This is a genomic window from Caballeronia glathei (assembly GCF_000698595.1).
Lineage (GTDB): Bacteria > Pseudomonadota > Gammaproteobacteria > Burkholderiales > Burkholderiaceae > Caballeronia > Caballeronia glathei.
In genome coordinates, this window is the sequence record NZ_JFHC01000051.1 from 24588 (window position 1) to 42295 (window position 17708).

Here is a 17708-nt window from a genome sequence, read left to right on the forward strand (position 1 = left end):
GTCGCGGACAGACCGGGCGTCGAGGCCCCGGAAACGCCGCCGGCCCGTGCGAAGCGAGCGAGCCGGACGCCGCGATCGAACCCCGATTCGGCTGCAAAACCACGTGTGGCACCGCCGCGCCTGTCGGCGCAACCGGACGGCGCCGCACCCGACGTCGTCACGATCGAACTTCCGTTCGTCGAGCCTTATGACTGGCCGCGCGTGCTGCGTTTCTTCGCGGGCCGTGCGACGCGCGGCGTCGAAACGGTCGAGGCGGGCGCGTACCGGCGCGCGATCGAGTGGCCCGACGGCGGCGGCATCCACGTCGCGGGCACGCTGAGCGTCGCGCGACATCCGAAAAAGGCGTGCCTCGTCGCGACGCTCGAAGGCGCGGTGAGCCGCCACGCGCGCGCGATCGGCACGCATCTCGCGCGCATGTTCGACCTTCGCGCCGACGCACCCGCGATTCGCGCCCACCTCGGGCGCGACCCGTGGTTCGCGCCGCTCGTCGCTGCCGCGCCCGGCCTGCGCGTGCCGGGCACGTGGTCCGGCTTCGAACTCGTCGTGCGGGCGATCGTCGGGCAGCAGGTCAGCGTGAAGGCGGCTTCGACGATCGTCGGGCGGCTCGTCGAGCGCGCGGGCACGCAGCTCACCGATCATCCGCACGCCGACACGGCCTGGCGCTTTCCGACGCCCGCCGCGCTCGCCGCCGCCGACATGGAGAAGATCGGCATGCCGGGCAAGCGCGTCGCCGCGTTGCAGGGGTTTGCGCGCGAGGTGGCGTCGGGCGCGCTGCCCCTCGACGACCCGCACGCCGACCGCGCCGAACTGCGCGCGGCACTGCTCGCCATGCCGGGCATCGGCCCGTGGACGGTCGAGTATGTCGCGATGCGCGCGCTGCGCGACGCCGACGCGTGGCCCGGCACCGATCTCGTCCTGATGCAGGCGCTCGCGGCGCGCGATCCGTCGATGGCGAAGGCCGCCGCGTTGCGCGCGAGGGCCGAAGCGTGGCGGCCGTATCGCGCGTATGCTGCGCTGCATCTGTGGAACGAAATCGCGGACCGGGCGGGCGGGGCGAAGGGTGGATGAGGGCGGACAGGGCGCTTATGCCGTATCGTTGCGCCGGGCGAACCGAAGGCGCGCCGAACGCCCCGATGCCTGCCAGCCGGTTCCGCATGCCACGCCGCGATTCCTCAGCCCGAAACGCGTCACCGAACCACCCCGCCGGAGCCTGGCAAGACACCCCCGAAAACGCCGCAAACCCTTACCAGCATTGGCCTCAAGCACGTCCGACACCGAGATGTTAAAGTGCCCGCTACCCAAAAAATCAGATTGAGCGCGCTTCGGCGGCGCTCGACGCACCTGTCGCTTAGATGGCAAACACGAATCCCGCTCACGTCAATACCGATGCCTTTCGGCACCGTCTTTCCGCGTTAAGCGCCGGCCGGCATGCCGACGCGCTGCGCCAGGGCCTGCGCGGCATCGAAAGGGAAAGCCTGCGCGTCACGCGCGCGGGCAAGCTCGCCATGACGCCGCATCCGCGTGCACTCGGCTCGGCGCTCGCGCACTCGCTCATCACGACCGACTATTCGGAAGCGCTCGTCGAACTCATCACGCCCGCCGAAACCGATGCCGCGCGCACGCTCGAAGCGCTCGACGTGCTGCATCGCTTCGTCTACGCGCATCTCGGCGACGAACTGCTGTGGAACGATTCGATGCCCTGCGAGCTGCCGCCCGACGACCAGATCCCGATCGGCTGGTACGGCACCTCGAATATCGGCATGCTGAAGCACGTGTACCGGCGCGGGCTCGCGCTGCGTTACGGCCGCACGATGCAGTGCATCGCGGGCATTCACTACAACTACTCGCTGCACGAGGACGTTTGGCGCGCCTGGCAGGCGCTCGACGCGGACCACTCGCTTTCCCCCGTCGATTTCCAGTCGGAGCGCTATCTCGCGCTGATCCGCAACTTCCGCCGCACGAGCTGGCTCCTGATGTACCTGTTCGGCGCGTCGCCCGCGCTCGACGCGCGTTTCGTGCGCGGCAAGCAGCACACGCTCGAAACGTTCGACAGCGACACGTTCTACCTGCCGTACGCCACGAGCCTGCGCATGAGCGACCTCGGCTACACGAACAATCCGGCGCAATCCGCGCTGCTGCCGAGCTACGACAACCTCGACGCCTATCTCGACGTCCTCGCGAAAGCCGTCAGCCAGCCGTATCCGCCGTACGAGGCGATCGGCACGCAGCGCAACGGCGAATGGGTCCAGATCAACACCAACGTGCTGCAGATCGAAAACGAGTTTTACTCGACGATCCGCCCGAAGCGCATCACGCATTCCGGCGAGCGGCCGCTTCACGCGCTCGCCTCGCGCGGCGTGCAGTACATCGAGGTGCGCTGCCTCGACATCGATCCGTTCGAGCCGGCCGGCATTTCGCTCGAAACGGCGCGCTTTCTCGACGCGTATCTGCTCTATTGCGCGCTGGAAGACAGCCCGCTCCTGCCGCACGACGCGAACGCCGAAGCGAACGACAACTTCAGCCGCGTTTCGAAGGAAGGCCGCAGGCCGGGCCTGACGCTCGCGCGTGAAGGGCGCGACGTGCCGATGGCCGATTGGGGCGTGGAACTGCTCGACCGGATCGAGCCGGTAGCGAAGACGCTCGATGCCCTCAACGGCACCGGTGAGCACATGCGCGCGCTGTCGGTTCAACGCGCGCGGCTCGCGGATGTATCGCTGACGCCGTCGGCGCGCGTGCTCCGGACCATGCGCGAGAAGAACCAGGGCTTCGACGCCTTCGCGCTCGACATCAGCAGGCAGCACGCGGAGTATTTCCGCAGCCGTCCGCTCGACGAAGCACGCGCGCGCGAAATGGAGGAACTCGCCGCCAAGTCGCTTGCGGATCAGGCCGCAATCGAGCGCGACGAGGCGGGTTCCTTCGATGCCTTCGTCGCCGCCTATCGCGCGTACACGCTGAACCGCGTGAGCGTCTGATAGACAGCTCCAATGCGCGGGTCCGAGATAGCGCTTCACCGGTAAAACAGCCTCTTTTGCCTTGCCGCCGCATCGATGCAGCGGCAAGGCTTACTCCTTTTGCAACAGAGCGCAACGCGCCGAAACACGCGCCTATCGGCCAAGTCGAAAAATTAGCGACCTATCGCGATACGCTTCGAGGAGAGGATAAAAATGAAAAAGAGGCTGTTGTCGGCGTCGATGCTGGCTGCCGCGGCGTCGGTCGCACTTTTCACGGGCTGCTCGACGCAGGGGCAGATCAGCGCCGAAACGATGGAGCAGGCCACCGCGCCGCTCACCTGCATGAACAAGGCTGAATGCGACGCGTGGTGGGGCCGCGCCCAGGTCTGGGTGACCAATCATTCGGAATACAAGCTGCAGACCGTCACCGATTCGATCATCCAGACGGCCGGGCCGTCCGGCGGCAAGCGCGCGCTCGCCTACCAGATCACGAAGACCCCCAGCAACGAAGGCACCGCGACGATCGGCTTCGCCGCGCATTGCGACAACATGCTCGGCTGCGAGCCGAACCCGTGGAAGGCGGGCGCGGATTTCAAGCAGTTCGTGCGCGGCGGCGCGGCGCCGCAGCCGGGAGCGGGCGGGGGAGCGAGCGGCAATGCGGTGTCGCCGGTGTCACCGGCGCCGCCGGCAACGCCTGGCGTGCAGTCGAAACCACCGGCCCAGCCGATGCCGCCGATCCTCGAAACCCAGCCGGGTCAGTCGGGGCAGGCGCTGACGCCGCAGTAGGCGCCAGCGGACGCTTTCAGGCGATACGGCGCAGCAGTTGCGGCCTTTTGCGAGCGGCAAGCCCGGCGGCTGCCTGCAAAGCGCGCGCAAATGTTGTCACGCATCGTTCGGCGCTGCCTTTGAGCGTGGAAATCTCGCGCCTCCTCGAGCGCATCCATTTCGGCGTTGCCACTGACGCCCGTCCACGCCGTGCCGAAAACCAACGGTCTCAAAAATGTTCTGGCACGCATCTTGAAAACTAGTTGCACAGTCAATATTATTTTAGACAACGAGTTACGCGCATTCGCGCCGCCCGAGACCATGTTTTGACAGCTTGAACGCGTCCCCGCGACGACGCCCCGAAGGATTCCGATGACCCGCTTCACCCGCACCGCCCGCCGACGTTTCGGCGATGTCAGCAGCACGATCGCCAGCGCTTCCCGCCACATCGTTCCCCCGAACCTGAACTCGTGGAAAATCGCGCTCTACCTGATCGTCTTCCTGCTGCCGGGGGGGTCGATCATCGTCATCGGCATGGGGTGGTTCGAGAACCGTCAGCGGCGCAAGTCGGCGCGGGCGCCCAAGCCCTCCAAGGCGCCGGCCGCGAAGGTCCTTCCCGGTCCCACGCCCTGCACGCACGGCAAGTGCTGACGCACCGCGCGTAACGACCCGTAACCGATTCACGGTTCCGGGTAACACCGGTTGCCCCGTCGAACCGTTACCCTAACGTCTGCCTGACGTCCGCTTACTGCGGGCGTTCCGTTACCATCCCGGATCACCGCGCTCGTGCGCCAAGAAGCCAGCCGGCTCCGACAGGATTTTTCAAAGCAGATGCCGTTCAGCCCGATTCATTCCCGGATTCGTTCCGTCACGCCCCGCTTTACCGCCATGGCGCTCGCCGCGTCGCTCGCGATGTTGGTCGCCGGCTGCGCGGTCGGCCCCGACTACCAGCGCCCGTCCACGGCGGTTCCAGCGTCGTACAAGGAGGCGCCGGAGGGCTGGAAGGTCGCGCAGCCCGCCGACCAGCTCGACCGGGGCAACTGGTGGACCATCTACGACGATCCGCAGCTGACCGAGCTGGAAAACCGCCTGAACGCGTCGAACCAGACCATCGCGCAGTTCGCTGCGGCGTACCGGCAGTCGCGCGCGCTCGTGAGCGAGGCACGCGCGGCGTACTTTCCGGTCGTGGGGCTCACGGCGTCGGCGACGCGCCAGGGGTTCGGCACGGGCGCGCGGAGCACGTCCACGGAAAACCGCTCATCGAGCGCGATCAGCAACAACTTCAGCGCCGCGCTCGATGCCTCGTGGGAACCCGACCTCTGGGGCACCGTGAGCCGCACCGTGAATGCGCAGAAAGCGGGCGAGCAGGGCGCCGCGGCCGATCTCGCCAACGCGCGCCTTTCCGCGCAGGCATCGCTCGCGCAGAACTATTTCCAGTTGCGCTCGCTCGACGCGCAGCAGCAGTTGCTCGACGACACCGTCGTCGCCTTCCAGAAGTCGCTGCAACTCACGCAGAACCAGTATGCGCAGGGCATCGTCGCGCGCTCGGACGTGATCCAGGCGCAGACGCAGCTGCAATCGGCGCAGGCGGCGCAGATCGACAACGGCGTCGCGCGCGCGCAGTTCGAGCATGCGATCGCCGTGCTGATCGGCGAGCCCGCCTCGACGTTCTCGCTGGCCGCGGCGCCGCTCGACGCCACGCCGCCAACGGTGCCGGCCGAAATGCCGTCGTCGATTCTCGAGCGGCGTCCGGACGTCGCGTCCGCCGAGCGCAAGGCGGCGGCGGCAAACGAGCAGATCGGCGTTGCGATCGCCGCGTATTTCCCGACGCTGACGCTCTCGGCCACCGGCGGGTTCGAAAGCTCGGTGCTGTCGCAATTGCTGCGCGCGCCGTCGCGCTTCTGGACGCTCGGGCCGGACATCGCGGCGACGATCTTCGACGGCGGACTGCGCCGCGCCCAGACCGAGGCCGCGCGCGCCGCGTACGACCAGAGCGTCGCGGCGTACCGGCTGTCGGTGCTGACGGCGTTTCAGGACGTCGAGGACAATCTGGCGTCGCTGCGCATTCTCGAAAAGGAGGTCGTGGTTCAGCAGCAGGCGGTCGAATCCGCGAAGCAGGCGCTGGCGATCGTGAACAACCAGTACAAGGCGGGAACCGCCGCCTACGTGGCCGTGCTGATCGCGCAGACCACGGCGTTCACCGCCGAGCAGAAGCTCGCGAGCATCGCGGGGCAGCGGATGGTGTCGTCGGTGGGGCTCGTGAAGGCGCTCGGCGGCGGCTGGGATATCGCGCAGATGAACCAGGAAACGGGTTCGATGGAAGCGCCGCGAGCGGCGTCGGGGGCGGACGTTTCGCCGGCGCCCGCGTCGAGGCCGGCGACGAAGGACGCCTCCGCCGCCAGAACCACGGCGGCGGGTTCGTAACGGCCCACGCCGCTCATCCTCATCGCGAGAACGCGAGGACGACCGTGTCCGGCCCGGTATGCCGGCCGAGCAGGTTCAGCAATCCCGCCAGATTCTCCCGGGCCTCGGGCGCGGCGCTCGCGGTTCCCTGAAAGGACGTCGAGCGCGGCGACACGGTTCCGTGCCCCTCGATCAGCAACGGCCCGCGGGACGTTGAAAGCTCGATCGCGCCCGATGCCCCCTGCGCCTGAAACACCACCCGGTACGACCCGAGCGGCTTCACCCGCGACACCCGCGACGACATGTCGTCGAGCGTTACGATCAGCTGGCCGTACGCGTTGCGTCCGAGCACGCGCCACTCGGTCCACGTGAGCCGCACGTTGCCTTCCAGGTCGAGCGTGTTGAACGGCGCGCCGAGCCCCGCGAGCAGCGTCGCCGGCACCGTGATCGCGCCGGACGTCATCGTCGCGCCGCCTGCGCCTGCGTCGAGCGTCACCGCGTCGGGCATCGCGTCGGACTGGCGCATGGTCATGCGCACGCGTCCGGTGAAAAGCGGCCAGAATGCCGTGCTCCATTCGATGCGCCCCGGCAGCAGCGTCGCGCCGCCGCCATCGGAGCCGGCGGCGAGCATGAGCGTCGCCGAGCCGCGCCAGAGCGACCCCGAAGGATCGACGAGATTCACGTGGCCGCCGGTCGCCTTCGTGAATTGCGGCACGATCCACGCGGCGGGGAACATCACGAGCAGCGTGGCCGCCACCGACACCGCCGCCACCATGATCGGCGGCAACGCCGCGCGCGCGCGGCGCGTCCAGTAGCTCATTTCGCGCCGGCCGGTTGCAGCGACGCCGTCAGGTCGACCTGGCCGTCAGGCTTGAGCGCCTGAATGTGCGCCTCGGACACCTGCACCTTGAACTGCTTGCGCACGTCGTCGAGCCACATCGTCCAGAGCGGAAACGACGCATTCTTCATCTGGATCTGCACGGCTGCACCGATCACCTGCACCTGCGCGGCCTGCATGCCGTTGTCGGCAAGCGACTTTGCGAGCGCGTCCTTGAGCGCGCCGCCCGTCGGCGTCACGCCCTGCGCGCTGCCCGCGAGCGAGCGCGCTTCGTTGGCCTGCGCCGTCATCTGCGCGAGTTGCCGCTGCATGGCCGGCAGGCTCTCCCGAAGGCGCGCGCGGCCGTCGTAGGCCGGCGCCCACAGCAGCAGATACACGATCGCGAGTCCCGCCACCAGCCCGCCCCACATCAGGAGCGTCTTTTCGCGCTGCGTGCGGCCGTCCCAGAGTTCGGCCCAGGTTTCGCCAAGCTGTTTTTTCACTGGCTGCTCCTGACGGTCCATTTGCCGGTGTTGCTGTCGATTGCGCCGTTCAGGCCATTGGCCGCCAGGCGCTTCTGCAGGTCGGGATCGACCTTCGTTTCAGGCTTGAAGGTGACTTCCAGCCGCCGGTCGCGATAGTCGAGGCCCGCGATGCCGTTCACCGGCACGGGCCCGAGCGAGCGCGCGAGGCCGTCGGCAAGCGACAGGAAATCGGACGGCGAAAGCTCGCCCGAGGCCACCCGCAGACGCTCGAGCTGACGCGCCATCTGATCGGGCGCATCGAGCACGACGGTCGTTTTCGGGAAAGCGTTGAGCAGCAGTTCGGTCATCTGCGTGTTGATGGCGTCGCGCTGGCGGGCGAGCTGCAGCCACTGCACGTTGACGCCGACAATCGACACCACGACCGAAACCGCCACGAGCGCGATCGGCACGCGCAGGCGGCGCATCGTCGCGCGGTCGAGGCGCCACGGCTGCGCGGCGAACTCGAACTGGCACAAGTCGAAGCGGCTCGCGAGCGCATTGCGCGCGAGCGCCTCGAACGCGAGCGGCTGCGCACCCGCGAACCGGCTGCGGGTGGCGGCAAGGCGCGGCTCGTCGCCGGGGACGTCGGCGAGCGACCAGAGCGTGAACGGGTGGTCGCCCGAGAGGGCGGCGAGCGTCGTCGCGACAGCGTCAGCGGGCAGCGCGAGCCCTTCGCCGAGCGCCGCGTGTTGGCCGCGCGCAATCGCGATCTCGACGCGCGGCGCAGCAGGCGTCGCGGGGGTGAGCGGCGCGGCGGCCTCGCCGATCAGCGCGGGCGCCGTCGAAACGACTTCCCCGAGCACGGCGGCGATAAACGGCGCCGGCGCCTCGGCTTCGCCCTCGGCGGGCGGGGCGGCTTCGCTCACCGGCAGGCAGCGCATCGCCGGCACGGCCTTGACGTTGCGATGCCCCGCGCCGGCGAACGCGCCGAGCACGAAGCGGAACCAGCCGCGATCGATCACCGCGACCACGCGGCGGCCGTCGTCGAGCGAGGCCGGATCGACGGCGATATGGCATGTCTGCGGGTCCTGGATCAGCTGATCCTCGACGACGTTAGGCAGCGCCTGCCTGAGCTTCGGCCCCTTGAGCGGCGGCAGAGCCGCGGCGAGCAGGAGCAGGTCGCGCGCGGCGACGATCAGCACCGTCGCGCTCGCCCGCGGCAGCAGGCCGAGCGCGGCGCGGCCGGCGCGCTGCGGCTCGCCGCGCTTGTCGAGAAGCAGGAACGGCAGTTCGGGAAGGTGCCACTCCTCGGAGCGCACCGCCGGATCGCGCGGCGGCAGTAGGACGATCAGGGTGCTCAAAGGCCACTCTCTCTCACGTTAAGCATTCAAAACTGGTCGCGAACATAGACGATGCGCGTCGTATGCGTCGTCGGATCGCGGTAGATCAGGGTGGTGCGCTCCACTTGCGCGCGCTCGTGCTCCACGCTTCCGCGAATCACAAAATAGCGTGTCGTGACGTCGAGCAGGTTCGGATCGACCGAGGCCGCCTTCACGCCCGCGCCGTTGAGCGCGAGCTGCACGTTGCCCGCGTCGTGGAAGAACACCGTTTCGCGGCGCGCGACGAACGCCTGCGCCTGCGACAAATTCATGCCCTGCACGATCGCCGCGACGACCTCGGCGGGCGCCGTGTTCATGTTGACGGGCGTCGTGGTCGGCAGCACGGTGACGAACGGGCGCAGGCGCTCGACCGCCTCCGGCGTGAAGCCGGGCACGTCGAGCAGCGAATCGACGGTGATCATCTGCAGCGGCGCGACCGGCGCGTCGCTGTCGGCGTCCTTCAGGCCCGGGTCGTCGGTGAACGAGCCGCCGCCCGTGCCGCCGCCCTGCGCGATGGCGGCGATCGTCGATTGCGGCGTGGCGCCCGCCGGCGACGACTGCGTCTGAAATCGCGTGGCCGATTGCGCAAGGCCCGCGCGCATCTGCAGCGCCGTGGTCTTCGCAAGCGAGCCGTTCAGCCCGAGGAGCGCGAGCAGCCGCTGAAACGACGCGATCTGCTCGACGTTGATGGTGAGCACGCCGGGCGCCGGCGTCGAGACGAGATTGCGCAGGTTGAACTTGGCCTGCGCGTCTTCTATCGACCCCGACAGATACGTCTGCGCGCCCTGCTCCGCGCGCACTTCGCCGATCTGGCCGAGGAAGTCCGAGAGCCGCGTCTTCGCGATCGGCACCCCCCAAACGCCGCCGAGATACGTGACGTTCGGCGACGTGTCGGCTTCCGAGCGCAGGATGAGCCGCGTCCAGTCGAGTGCGCTGCGCGAAATCCATTGCGCCTGCGCGAGCAGCCGCTGGTTCTCGATGCGGCGGATCTGCACCTGCTGCCGCCACAGCATGCCCGAGACCAGAATCGCCGAGAGCGCGACCACGAGGAGCGCGCTGATGATGGCGACGCCGCGCTGCTTTCCGAAGGACCGACGGGTGCGCATCGTCATTCTCCGACCAGGAACACGCGCGTGATCGGCGCGGCCAGATTCGGCGCGCCGACCGCGACCTGAATGCCGGTGACGGCGCGCGGCAGCGGCGCATTGCCGAGCTGCGGCACTTTCAGGTTGTTGTCGTTTTCCGTGATCTTCGACGCCACGTCGCGCATCTGCGTCGTCCAGCCCGACGCCGGAATGTAGACGCGCGCCACGAGCGAGCGCACGCCGCCCATCAGCGGCAGCGCGCTCCAGCCGTCGTCGCCGCTGCCGCTTCCCGCGAGCGCGCGGCGCACCTCGCCGACGTTCGCGAGCGGCGGCGAGGCAAAGCGCACGATGCGCCCGTCCACGAGCCGGTAGCGCACCACCTGCAGACGCGGCGCCGCGCCCGGCGTGAAGACGCCACGCACGATCTGCAGCCCGTTGCCGCCGATCGAGATCGCGGGCTGGCCGGCCTGGTCGTCGGTGGTGGCCTGGCGCGCGTCGATGCGCATCTGGTCGAAAAGTTGCGCGACGACGCGCTCGTCCTCCATCGCGTTCGTGATGGTGGTGCGCCCGCGGATCACCTGGTCGAGCCCGCGCCAGGACAGCACGGCGATCACCGCGAGAATCGCGATCGCGATCAGCATCTCGATCAGCGTGAAGCCGCGTGCGCGCCCCATGAACATGCCGCGCCGCTCAGAGCGAACGATTGGTTTCATTCGCCACCACCGTAACCATTTGCGCGAGATTGCCGGCGCGGCCCGGCATCGAGACGTCCATCTCGACGCGGCGAAAGATCGGATTCGGCGTCGAGCTCACGCGCTGCGTGCAGACGAGGCGCACGTTGCCCTGCGAGCAATCGAACGTGCGCGCGCCGATGGCGGGCCACGCATGCGACAGGCGCAGCTGCGCGAGTTCGTTGTCGGCGCTCCAGCCCGCGAGCAGCCGGCGATGCAGGTCCGCTTCGCCTGTCGCGAGGGAGCCGACCGCGCGCAGCGACGCCGCGAGCGCCACCGCGATGATCGCGAGCGCGACGAGCACTTCGATCATCGTGAAGCCGCGGGACGGGCGGGGGCGAAGGGTGCTCGCTCGCATCAGCGCACCTGATAGCGGCCGTTGCCGGTGCCGACGATAGTCGCGCTGCCGGCAGGCGAGGTCAGGGTGACTTCCATCGCGCTGTCGATGGCTTCGGTGCCGAACACGAGCCGCGCGGCGCTCTTGTCCGTGCCGGCGAAGCGGATTGTCACGCCGGTCACGCCGCCTTCCCAACGGCGCGCGCGCAAGAGATCGTCGCGTAGCGGCCGCCAGCCGTCGGACGTGCGGACGTCGAAGCGGAAACCGCCGTCGAGCGGCTGCCACGCGATCGGCCGCGCACGCACCTGCGCTTCGTCGCCGGCGGATTCGAAAAGGAGCGCAAGCCGCTCTGCTTCCTCGTTGAGGTCGGTGCGCGGATTGCGCGTGAGCTGCAGCGAAGCAAGCGACACGAGCAGCCCGGCGATCACCAGCACGACGAGCATTTCCAGCAGCGTGAAGCCGGCCTGCGTCCGCGCCCCGGCGTGCCGGAGCGCGGGTACGGTCATGGGGTGGAATCTGCGCCGCTCACTCACATTCGCTCGCTAAATTGCGTGTCCGCCTTACTGCCAGGAGCCGACGTCGGCGTCGTTGCCTTCGCCGCCCGCCTTGTTGTCGGCGCCGTAGCTGAACACGTCGATTTCGCCGTGCACGCCCGGATTCAGGTACTGATACTGGCTGCCCCACGGGTCGTTCGGCAGGCGTTCCAGATAGCCGCCGTCCTTCCAGTTGTTCGGGACCGGCTCGGTCGTGGGCTTTTCGATCAGCGCGCGCAGGCCCTGCTCCTGCGTCGGATAGCGGCCGTTGTCGAGGCGATACAGCTTCATTGCCTGCATGATCGTGCCGATGTCCTGCCGGGCCGCGACGCGGCGCGCCTCGTCCGGGCGGCTCATGATCTTCGGCACGATCAGCGCGGCGAGAATGCCGAGAATCGCGATCACCACCATGATTTCGATCAACGTGAACCCGCGTTGGCGGCGTGCCTGCGCCGTCGAAAGTTCCATGCGGCGTTTCGTCCACATTTGCATGACTACTACCTCGTTTCGATAAAGATGTTGTTGTTCGAGCCGTGCCCGAAGCGTCTTGCGACGCGCGGATTACAGCTCGCGCGCGGGCAGGCATGCATTCTATAGGGCGGCGGCGCAGACCTTGCGGAACCGCCCCGATGCGCGGCCGGCTCAGCGCACATAGATCGTCGGCCCGGGCGCGTTCTGCGGCAGGAACACCTCCGACTTCACGCCATTGCGGTCGATGATGATCGAGCGGGCGCGCACTTCGGAAATCCTGACGCCTTCGGCAAGCGGCCCGCCGAGCGAAATCGCGCGCGCCGGCTCGCCGCCGTAGCTGACGATCGCGGCGGCCCCGTGCGAGAGCGCGAGGATGCCGAACAGATGCACGTCCTGGTTCACCTGCCGCTGCAGCTGCCCGCCGAAGATCGTCGCGGCCTGTTCGACCGAGGGCGTGCGCATCGCAGCCGCGGCGGGCAGCGGCGCGGTCTGGCGCGAGGTCAGCGTCACGATCCAGTACGTAAGCGTGACGCAGAAGAGCGCGAGCGCGGCGAGCGACAGAAGTCGGGTTTGCAGGGCATTCATTACTGCACCAGATTGTTCAGTTCAATGATCGGCAGCATCACGGCCAGCACGATCACCAGCACGACGCCGCCCATCGCGAGAATGAGCAGCGGTTCGAGCAGGCTCGTCAGGAACATCGTGCGGCGCTCGAGTTCGCGCGCCTCGCCTTCGGATGCACGGTCGAGCATCGTGGTGACGTCGCCCGTCGCTTCGCCCGAGCGGATCAGGTGCACGAGCACCGGCGGAAACGTCTTCGTGTTGCCGAGCGCGCGCGAGAGCGACGTGCCTTCGCGCACGCGCACGATCGCGTCGTCGACGTTCTCGCGCATTGCCGTGTTGCTGAGCGTCTCGCCCGCGGCCTGCAGTGCGCGCAGGATCGGCACGCCCGCGGCCGTGAGGATCGCGAGCGTGCTCGCGAAGCGCACCGTGTTGTAGCCGCGCACGAGCTTGCCGACGAGCGGCGCGGTGAGCAGCCACCGGTCGAACGCCATGCGCGGGCCGGGCCGCGCGAGAATCCGCTTCACGAGCCAGCTCACGATCACGACGCCGGCCAGCACCGCCCACCAGTAGCTGCGCACGAAGCCGGAGAGCGCCATCATCATCACGGTGAGGACCGGCAGCGCCTGCTTCGTGCTCGCGAACACGTTCACGACCTGCGGCACGACGTAGCTCAGCAGGAAGGTGACGATGCCGAACGCGATCAGCGTGACGATCGCCGGATAGGTGAACGCGAGGACGATTTTCTGCTTGAGCGCGTTGCGCTGCTCGATGTAGTCGGCGAGCCGCGAGAGCACGAGCCCGAGCTTGCCGGTGTGCTCGCCCGCCGCGACCAGCGCGCGGTAGATTTCCGGGAAGTCCTTCGGATGCTGCGCGAGCGCGTTCGCGAAAGAATGGCCGCCGAGCACTTCGGCGCGGATCGCGGCCATCAGTTCGCGGATGTAGTCGCGCTCCGACTGCTCGGTCAGCACTGCAAGCGTTTCGCCGAGCGGCAGCCCCGCGATCAAGAGGCTCGCAAGCTGGCGCGTGAGAATCGCCTGCTCGCGCTGCGACAGCCGCCGCCCGAGCGAAAGCCGCTGCTGGCGCTCGCCGCGCGTGCGGCTGCCCGCCGCCTCGACGACGAGCGGCGTCAGCCCCTGCGTGCGCAGCTGGCTGCGCGCGGCACGGGCGCTGTCGGCATCGAGCACGCCTTTTTGCGTCTTGCCCGCGTGGTCAATTGCTTCGAAACGGAACGCCGGCATCGCCTTACTCTCCGCCCGTCACGCGCAGCACTTCCTCGAGCGACGTCACGCCCGTCGCGAGCCACCGGTTGCCGTCCTCGCGCAGCGTGCGCATGCCCTGCGCGCGGCCGGCGGCGAGAATTTCGGCGTCGGCGGCGTTGCGGTGAATGAGCGGGCGGATCTCGTCGTCGATGAGAAGCAGCTCGTACACGCCGCGGCGGCCCGCGTAGCCCGACTGCCCGCAGCGCTCGCAGCCCACCGGATGCCAGTGTTTCACGCCGTCCTCGACGCGCTCTTCCTTGCACGCCTGGCACAGCTGGCGCACGAGCCGCTGCGCGAGCACGCCGAGCAGCGACGAGGCGAGCAGATACGGCTCGACGCCCATGTCGGTGAGACGCGTGACGGCGGACGCGGCGTCGTTGGTGTGCAGCGTCGCGAGCACGAGGTGGCCGGTGAGCGACGCCTGCACCGCGATCTGCGCGGTTTCCAGGTCGCGGATTTCACCGATCATGATGATGTCCGGGTCCTGGCGCAGGATCGAGCGCAGCGCCCGCGCGAACGTCATGCCGATGCGCTCGTTCACCTGCGTCTGGCCGATGCCCGACAGGTCGTATTCGATCGGATCTTCCACCGTCATGATGTTGGTGGTCGTCGTTTCGAGCCGCGACATGGCGGCGTAGAGCGTGGTCGTCTTGCCCGAGCCGGTCGGGCCGGTCACGAGCACGATGCCGTGCGGGCGGCCGATCAGCTTGTCGAAATGCACGAGCGTGTCGCTCGCCATGCCGAGCCTTTCGAGATTCAGGCGCTGCGCGTCCTTTTCCAGAAGACGCAGCACGGCGCGCTCGCCGTGCCCGGTCGGCAGCGTGGAGACGCGCACGTCCACCGGCCGGCCGCCCACGCGCAGCGTGATGCGCCCGTCCTGCGGCAGCCGCTTTTCCGCGATATCGAGCTGCGCCATGATCTTGATGCGCGAGATCAGCGCGCCGTGCAGCGCCTTTTTCGGGCGCACGACGTCGCGCAGCGTGCCGTCGACGCGAAACCGCACCACGGACGCATTCTCGAACGGCTCGATGTGAATGTCCGACGCCTGCTCGCGCGCCGCCTGCGTGAGGAGCGCGTTGATCATGCGGATGATCGGCGCGTCGTCTTCCGATTCGAGCAGGTCCTCCACTTCAGGAATGTCCTGCATCAGCCGCGACAGGTCGACTTCGCCCTCCACCTCGCCGACCACCTGCGCCGCGCTGCCGTCGTTGCGCGCGTACGCGGAATTGATCGCGGCGGAAAGCTCGGCGGCGGGCATGCGCACCACCGTCAGCGCGCCGAAGTTGCGCGCGACTTCGGCGAGGGCGGCATCGCTCGTCTTCTCGCTGATCCAGACCTCGATGCTGTCCGCGTACTGATGCGCGACGAGAATCTGCCCGGTGCGCGCGAAGCCGTAGGGCACGAGCCGGGCGGCGAGCGGCGAGGGCGCGCCGCCGCTCGCTGTGCCGCCGGTGCCAGCGGTGCCGCCGGTGCCGGCCGGCGCGTTGACGGCGCTCAGGGCGTTCACGGCCGCGCTCCCGGGTCGCTCATGAGCGGCGCGGCGGGCGGCGCGTTGTTCGGTACCGCGTAGTTCACCGCTCCGTTATTGGCCGGCTGTCCCGGAGGAACGGGTCCCGACGGCGCGGGCGGCGCGTTCGGCGCCTGTGGCAGCGTCGTGCTGCCGGGCGGCACCGTGCCGCGCGTCATGTTGTTCCAGTCGAAGAGATTCTGCGCGGGCACGCCGCCCTGGCTCGGCCCGATCGGCGCGGGCGGCAGGACTGGCACGTCCTTGTCCTTGATGAGGCGGTTGTCCGACTGCGAGCCGTACTGCTGCTGGCGCAGATAGTCGTAGCGCGCGTTCGCGAGCTGCGTGCTGGTCGCCTGGTCGCGCACGATCACCGGGCGCAGGAACACCATCAGATTGGTCTTTTCGCGCGTCTTGTTCTCGCTGCGAAAGAGGCTGCCGATCAGCGGAATGTCGCCGAGCAGCGGAATCTTGCTGTTGCCGGCGTTGTACTTGTCCTGCATCAGGCCGCCCAGCACGACGATTTCGCCGTCGTCGGCGAGGATGGTCGACTGGATCGAGCGCGTGTTGATCGTCACGCCGCCGGGGTTGTTCGTCGTGGTCGGATCGACGCTCGAATCTTCCTGGTACAGCTGAAGCTTGAGGATGCCGCCGTCGGTGATCTGCGGCTTCACGTGCAGCGTCACGCCGACATCGCGCCGGTCGAACGTGTTGAACGCGGTGACCGAAGTCGCCGTGTTCGCGGTCGGCGTGGCGTACGAGCCCGTCACCACCGGCACGTTCTGGCCGACGATGATCTTCGCTTCCTCGTTGTCGAGCGTGATCAGGTTAGGCGTGGAGAGAACGTTGGCGTCTGACGACGTCGAAAGCGCCTGGAGCAGGCCGCCCAGCCCGAAAAAGTTGCCGAACTTGTGCAGCAGGCCGACATTCAGGCCCGGCGCGAGAAGGCCCGTCGCGCCCGCGAGCGCCGACGGATTCTGCGCGGCCGCGTTGCCGGCGAGCGTCAGGTCGACGATGTTCTGGTTTCCCGTCCCGAAGCTGGAACTGCCGTAAATCGCGTTGTTGCCGCCGTTGGACAGCAAAAGCCCCTGCCACTGGATGCCGAGGTTCGCGCCCGTCGTCGCCGAGAGTTCGACGATCAGCGCCTCGATGTACACCTGCGCGCGGCGCGCGTCGAGCTGGTCGATGACCGAGCGCAGATTCCGGTAGACCGGCTCCGCCGCGGTGATGATGAGCGAATTCGTGGCGGCATCGGCCTGGATCATGCCGCCCTGCTGGTCGCCGCCGCTGTCGCTGTCCTTGTTGCTGGAAAAGCCGCTGTCCTTGTTCTGCGAGCCGCCCGCCATCGGATTGCTGCCCGAGCCCCCGCCGCCGCCGTAGCCGCCCGGCAGCGGCGGCATGCCGGCCGTGCCGGTCGAGGTGGACGAGCCGTAGTTCTGGCCGAAGCCGCCCGACTGGTTCGAGTTGCCCTGACTGCTCGACGAGCTGTCGCCTCCTCCGCCGCCACCGCCCTTGCCCAGCATGCCGCGCAGCGTCTTCGCGAGCCGCACGGCATCGGCGTTGCGCAGCGCGACCACGTGCATGTTGCCCGGCTGCGACGTCGGCGCATCCAGCTTCTGCGCGAGCGTCTTGGCCGCGGCGAGCCGCGAGCCGCTCGATGCCCGCAGCATCAGCGAATTGGTGCGCGGGTCGGGCGTGACGGTCACCTTGAGCGTCGCGTCGGTGCTGCCGATCGTGCCCGGGTCGAGCAGCTTGTTCATCTGCTCGGCGACGTCGATGGCGTTGGCGTTTTTCAACTGCACGACGTCGACCTGGCGGCCGGCGGCCGTATCGACGCCCGCGATGATGCCCGCGATGCGGCGCACGTTGTCCGCGTAGTCCGTCACGACGAGCGTGTTGTTGGCCGGGTACGCGGCGATCGTGTTGTTCGGTGAAATGAGCGGGCGAAGCACGGGCAGCAGGTTGTTCGCCGACTCGTTCTTCAGCACGAACACCTGCGTGATCACCTGATCGCCGCGCGCAACCGGCTCGTTGCCTACATAAATAGGGACGCCCTGGAGCTTGGCGTCGGCTTCCGGTACGACCTTCAGCACGCCGTGGTCCTGCACGAGCGCGAAGCCCTGGGTCCGCAGCGCGGATTGCAGAATCTTCAGCGCCTGCTCTTCAGGAACGGAATTCTCCGACACGAGATTCAATTGCCCCTTCACGCGCGGGTCGACGATGATCGTCTTGCCGGTTGCAGCGCCGATGGCGCGGGCGACCTGATCGATATCCGCATTGACGAAATTCAGCGTCACTTGTGCCTGTGCGACCTGGGCGGCGAAAAGCCCCGCGACCAGCAGCGCCGTCGCCGTGCGACGCAGTGCCATACATTTTCTTCTCATGAGTGTCATTTCAAGGCCGGGGCATTCCGCCCGCGACCGGCTGCGTCGTGCCATTCAAACC

At 68.4% G+C, this 17708-nt stretch carries 17 protein-coding genes; 5 read left to right on the forward strand and 12 right to left on the reverse strand.

Annotated features, from left to right (window positions below):
- Positions 1–105: 105 nt before the first annotated feature.
- The 5 genes from BG61_RS26545 to BG61_RS26565 all read left to right on the forward strand — a co-directional run bounded on the left by BG61_RS26545 (position 106) and on the right by BG61_RS26565 (position 6140).
- Entirely contained in the window at positions 106–1068 is a 963-nt protein-coding gene (locus BG61_RS26545) for a DNA-3-methyladenine glycosylase family protein (RefSeq protein WP_370818075.1), read from the forward strand.
- 284 nt (positions 1069–1352) lie between these two features.
- Positions 1353–2972, forward strand: coding sequence for a glutamate--cysteine ligase (gene gshA / locus BG61_RS26550; RefSeq protein WP_035933797.1), 1620 nt, complete (start codon positions 1353–1355; stop codon positions 2970–2972).
- A gap of 192 nt (positions 2973–3164) precedes the next feature.
- The gene (locus tag BG61_RS26555) at positions 3165–3737 is read left to right on the forward strand and encodes a hypothetical protein (RefSeq protein ID WP_035933799.1); all 573 of its coding nucleotides are present in this window, start codon (positions 3165–3167) and stop codon (positions 3735–3737) included.
- A gap of 351 nt (positions 3738–4088) precedes the next feature.
- On the forward strand, positions 4089–4367 hold the full coding sequence (locus tag BG61_RS26560; RefSeq protein WP_035933801.1) for a hypothetical protein: 279 nt from the start codon (positions 4089–4091) through the stop codon (positions 4365–4367).
- A gap of 180 nt (positions 4368–4547) precedes the next feature.
- Complete coding sequence (locus BG61_RS26565; RefSeq protein WP_035933802.1) at positions 4548–6140, forward strand: efflux transporter outer membrane subunit; 1593 nt, start codon at positions 4548–4550, stop codon at positions 6138–6140.
- A 19-nt stretch (positions 6141–6159) separates the two neighbouring features.
- Here the strand turns inward: BG61_RS26565 and BG61_RS26570 are convergent, their stop codons facing one another.
- The 12 genes from BG61_RS26570 to gspD form a co-directional block, all read right to left on the reverse strand.
- Positions 6160–6939, reverse strand: a complete 780-nt coding sequence (locus tag BG61_RS26570) for a type II secretion system protein N (protein ID WP_035933803.1) — start codon at positions 6937–6939, stop codon at positions 6160–6162.
- Positions 6936–7460 (reverse strand): type II secretion system protein GspM, encoded by a 525-nt coding sequence (gene gspM / locus BG61_RS26575; RefSeq protein ID WP_370818076.1) that lies wholly within the window; start codon positions 7458–7460, stop codon positions 6936–6938. The genes BG61_RS26570 and gspM overlap by 4 nt, the downstream gene beginning before the upstream one ends.
- Positions 7436–8761, reverse strand: a complete 1326-nt coding sequence (gspL, locus tag BG61_RS26580) for a type II secretion system protein GspL (RefSeq protein ID WP_035933806.1) — start codon at positions 8759–8761, stop codon at positions 7436–7438. The genes gspM and gspL overlap by 25 nt, the downstream gene beginning before the upstream one ends.
- Positions 8762–8787: 26 nt before the next feature.
- A complete protein-coding gene (gene gspK / locus BG61_RS26585) occupies positions 8788–9891 on the reverse strand; it encodes a type II secretion system minor pseudopilin GspK (protein ID WP_035933807.1) in 1104 nt (367 codons plus the stop codon).
- Positions 9888–10577 carry a prepilin-type N-terminal cleavage/methylation domain-containing protein gene (locus BG61_RS26590; protein WP_075584232.1) on the reverse strand — a complete coding sequence of 230 codons (690 nt, stop codon included), beginning with the start codon at positions 10575–10577 and terminating at the stop codon, positions 9888–9890. The genes gspK and BG61_RS26590 overlap by 4 nt, the downstream gene beginning before the upstream one ends.
- Entirely contained in the window at positions 10555–10953 is a 399-nt protein-coding gene (gene gspI / locus BG61_RS26595) for a type II secretion system minor pseudopilin GspI (protein WP_035933808.1), read from the reverse strand. Before gspI ends, BG61_RS26590 begins: the two co-directional genes overlap by 23 nt.
- Positions 10953–11438: a GspH/FimT family pseudopilin gene (locus tag BG61_RS26600; RefSeq protein ID WP_035933809.1), complete on the reverse strand. Its 486-nt coding sequence runs from the start codon at positions 11436–11438 to the stop codon at positions 10953–10955. Before BG61_RS26600 ends, gspI begins: the two co-directional genes overlap by 1 nt.
- A 54-nt stretch (positions 11439–11492) precedes the next feature.
- The gene (gene gspG / locus BG61_RS26605) at positions 11493–11957 is read right to left on the reverse strand and encodes a type II secretion system major pseudopilin GspG (protein ID WP_035933810.1); all 465 of its coding nucleotides are present in this window, start codon (positions 11955–11957) and stop codon (positions 11493–11495) included.
- A 150-nt stretch (positions 11958–12107) separates the two neighbouring features.
- Positions 12108–12521, reverse strand: coding sequence for a hypothetical protein (locus tag BG61_RS26610; RefSeq protein ID WP_035933815.1), 414 nt, complete (start codon positions 12519–12521; stop codon positions 12108–12110).
- On the reverse strand, positions 12521–13738 hold the full coding sequence (gene gspF / locus BG61_RS26615; protein ID WP_035933821.1) for a type II secretion system inner membrane protein GspF: 1218 nt from the start codon (positions 13736–13738) through the stop codon (positions 12521–12523). Before gspF ends, BG61_RS26610 begins: the two co-directional genes overlap by 1 nt.
- Before the next feature lie 4 nt (positions 13739–13742).
- Entirely contained in the window at positions 13743–15257 is a 1515-nt protein-coding gene (gene gspE / locus BG61_RS26620) for a type II secretion system ATPase GspE (RefSeq protein WP_051672801.1), read from the reverse strand.
- A gap of 5 nt (positions 15258–15262) precedes the next feature.
- Entirely contained in the window at positions 15263–17632 is a 2370-nt protein-coding gene (gene gspD / locus BG61_RS26625; protein ID WP_051672799.1) for a type II secretion system secretin GspD, read from the reverse strand.
- Between the last annotated feature and the right edge of the window lie 76 nt (positions 17633–17708).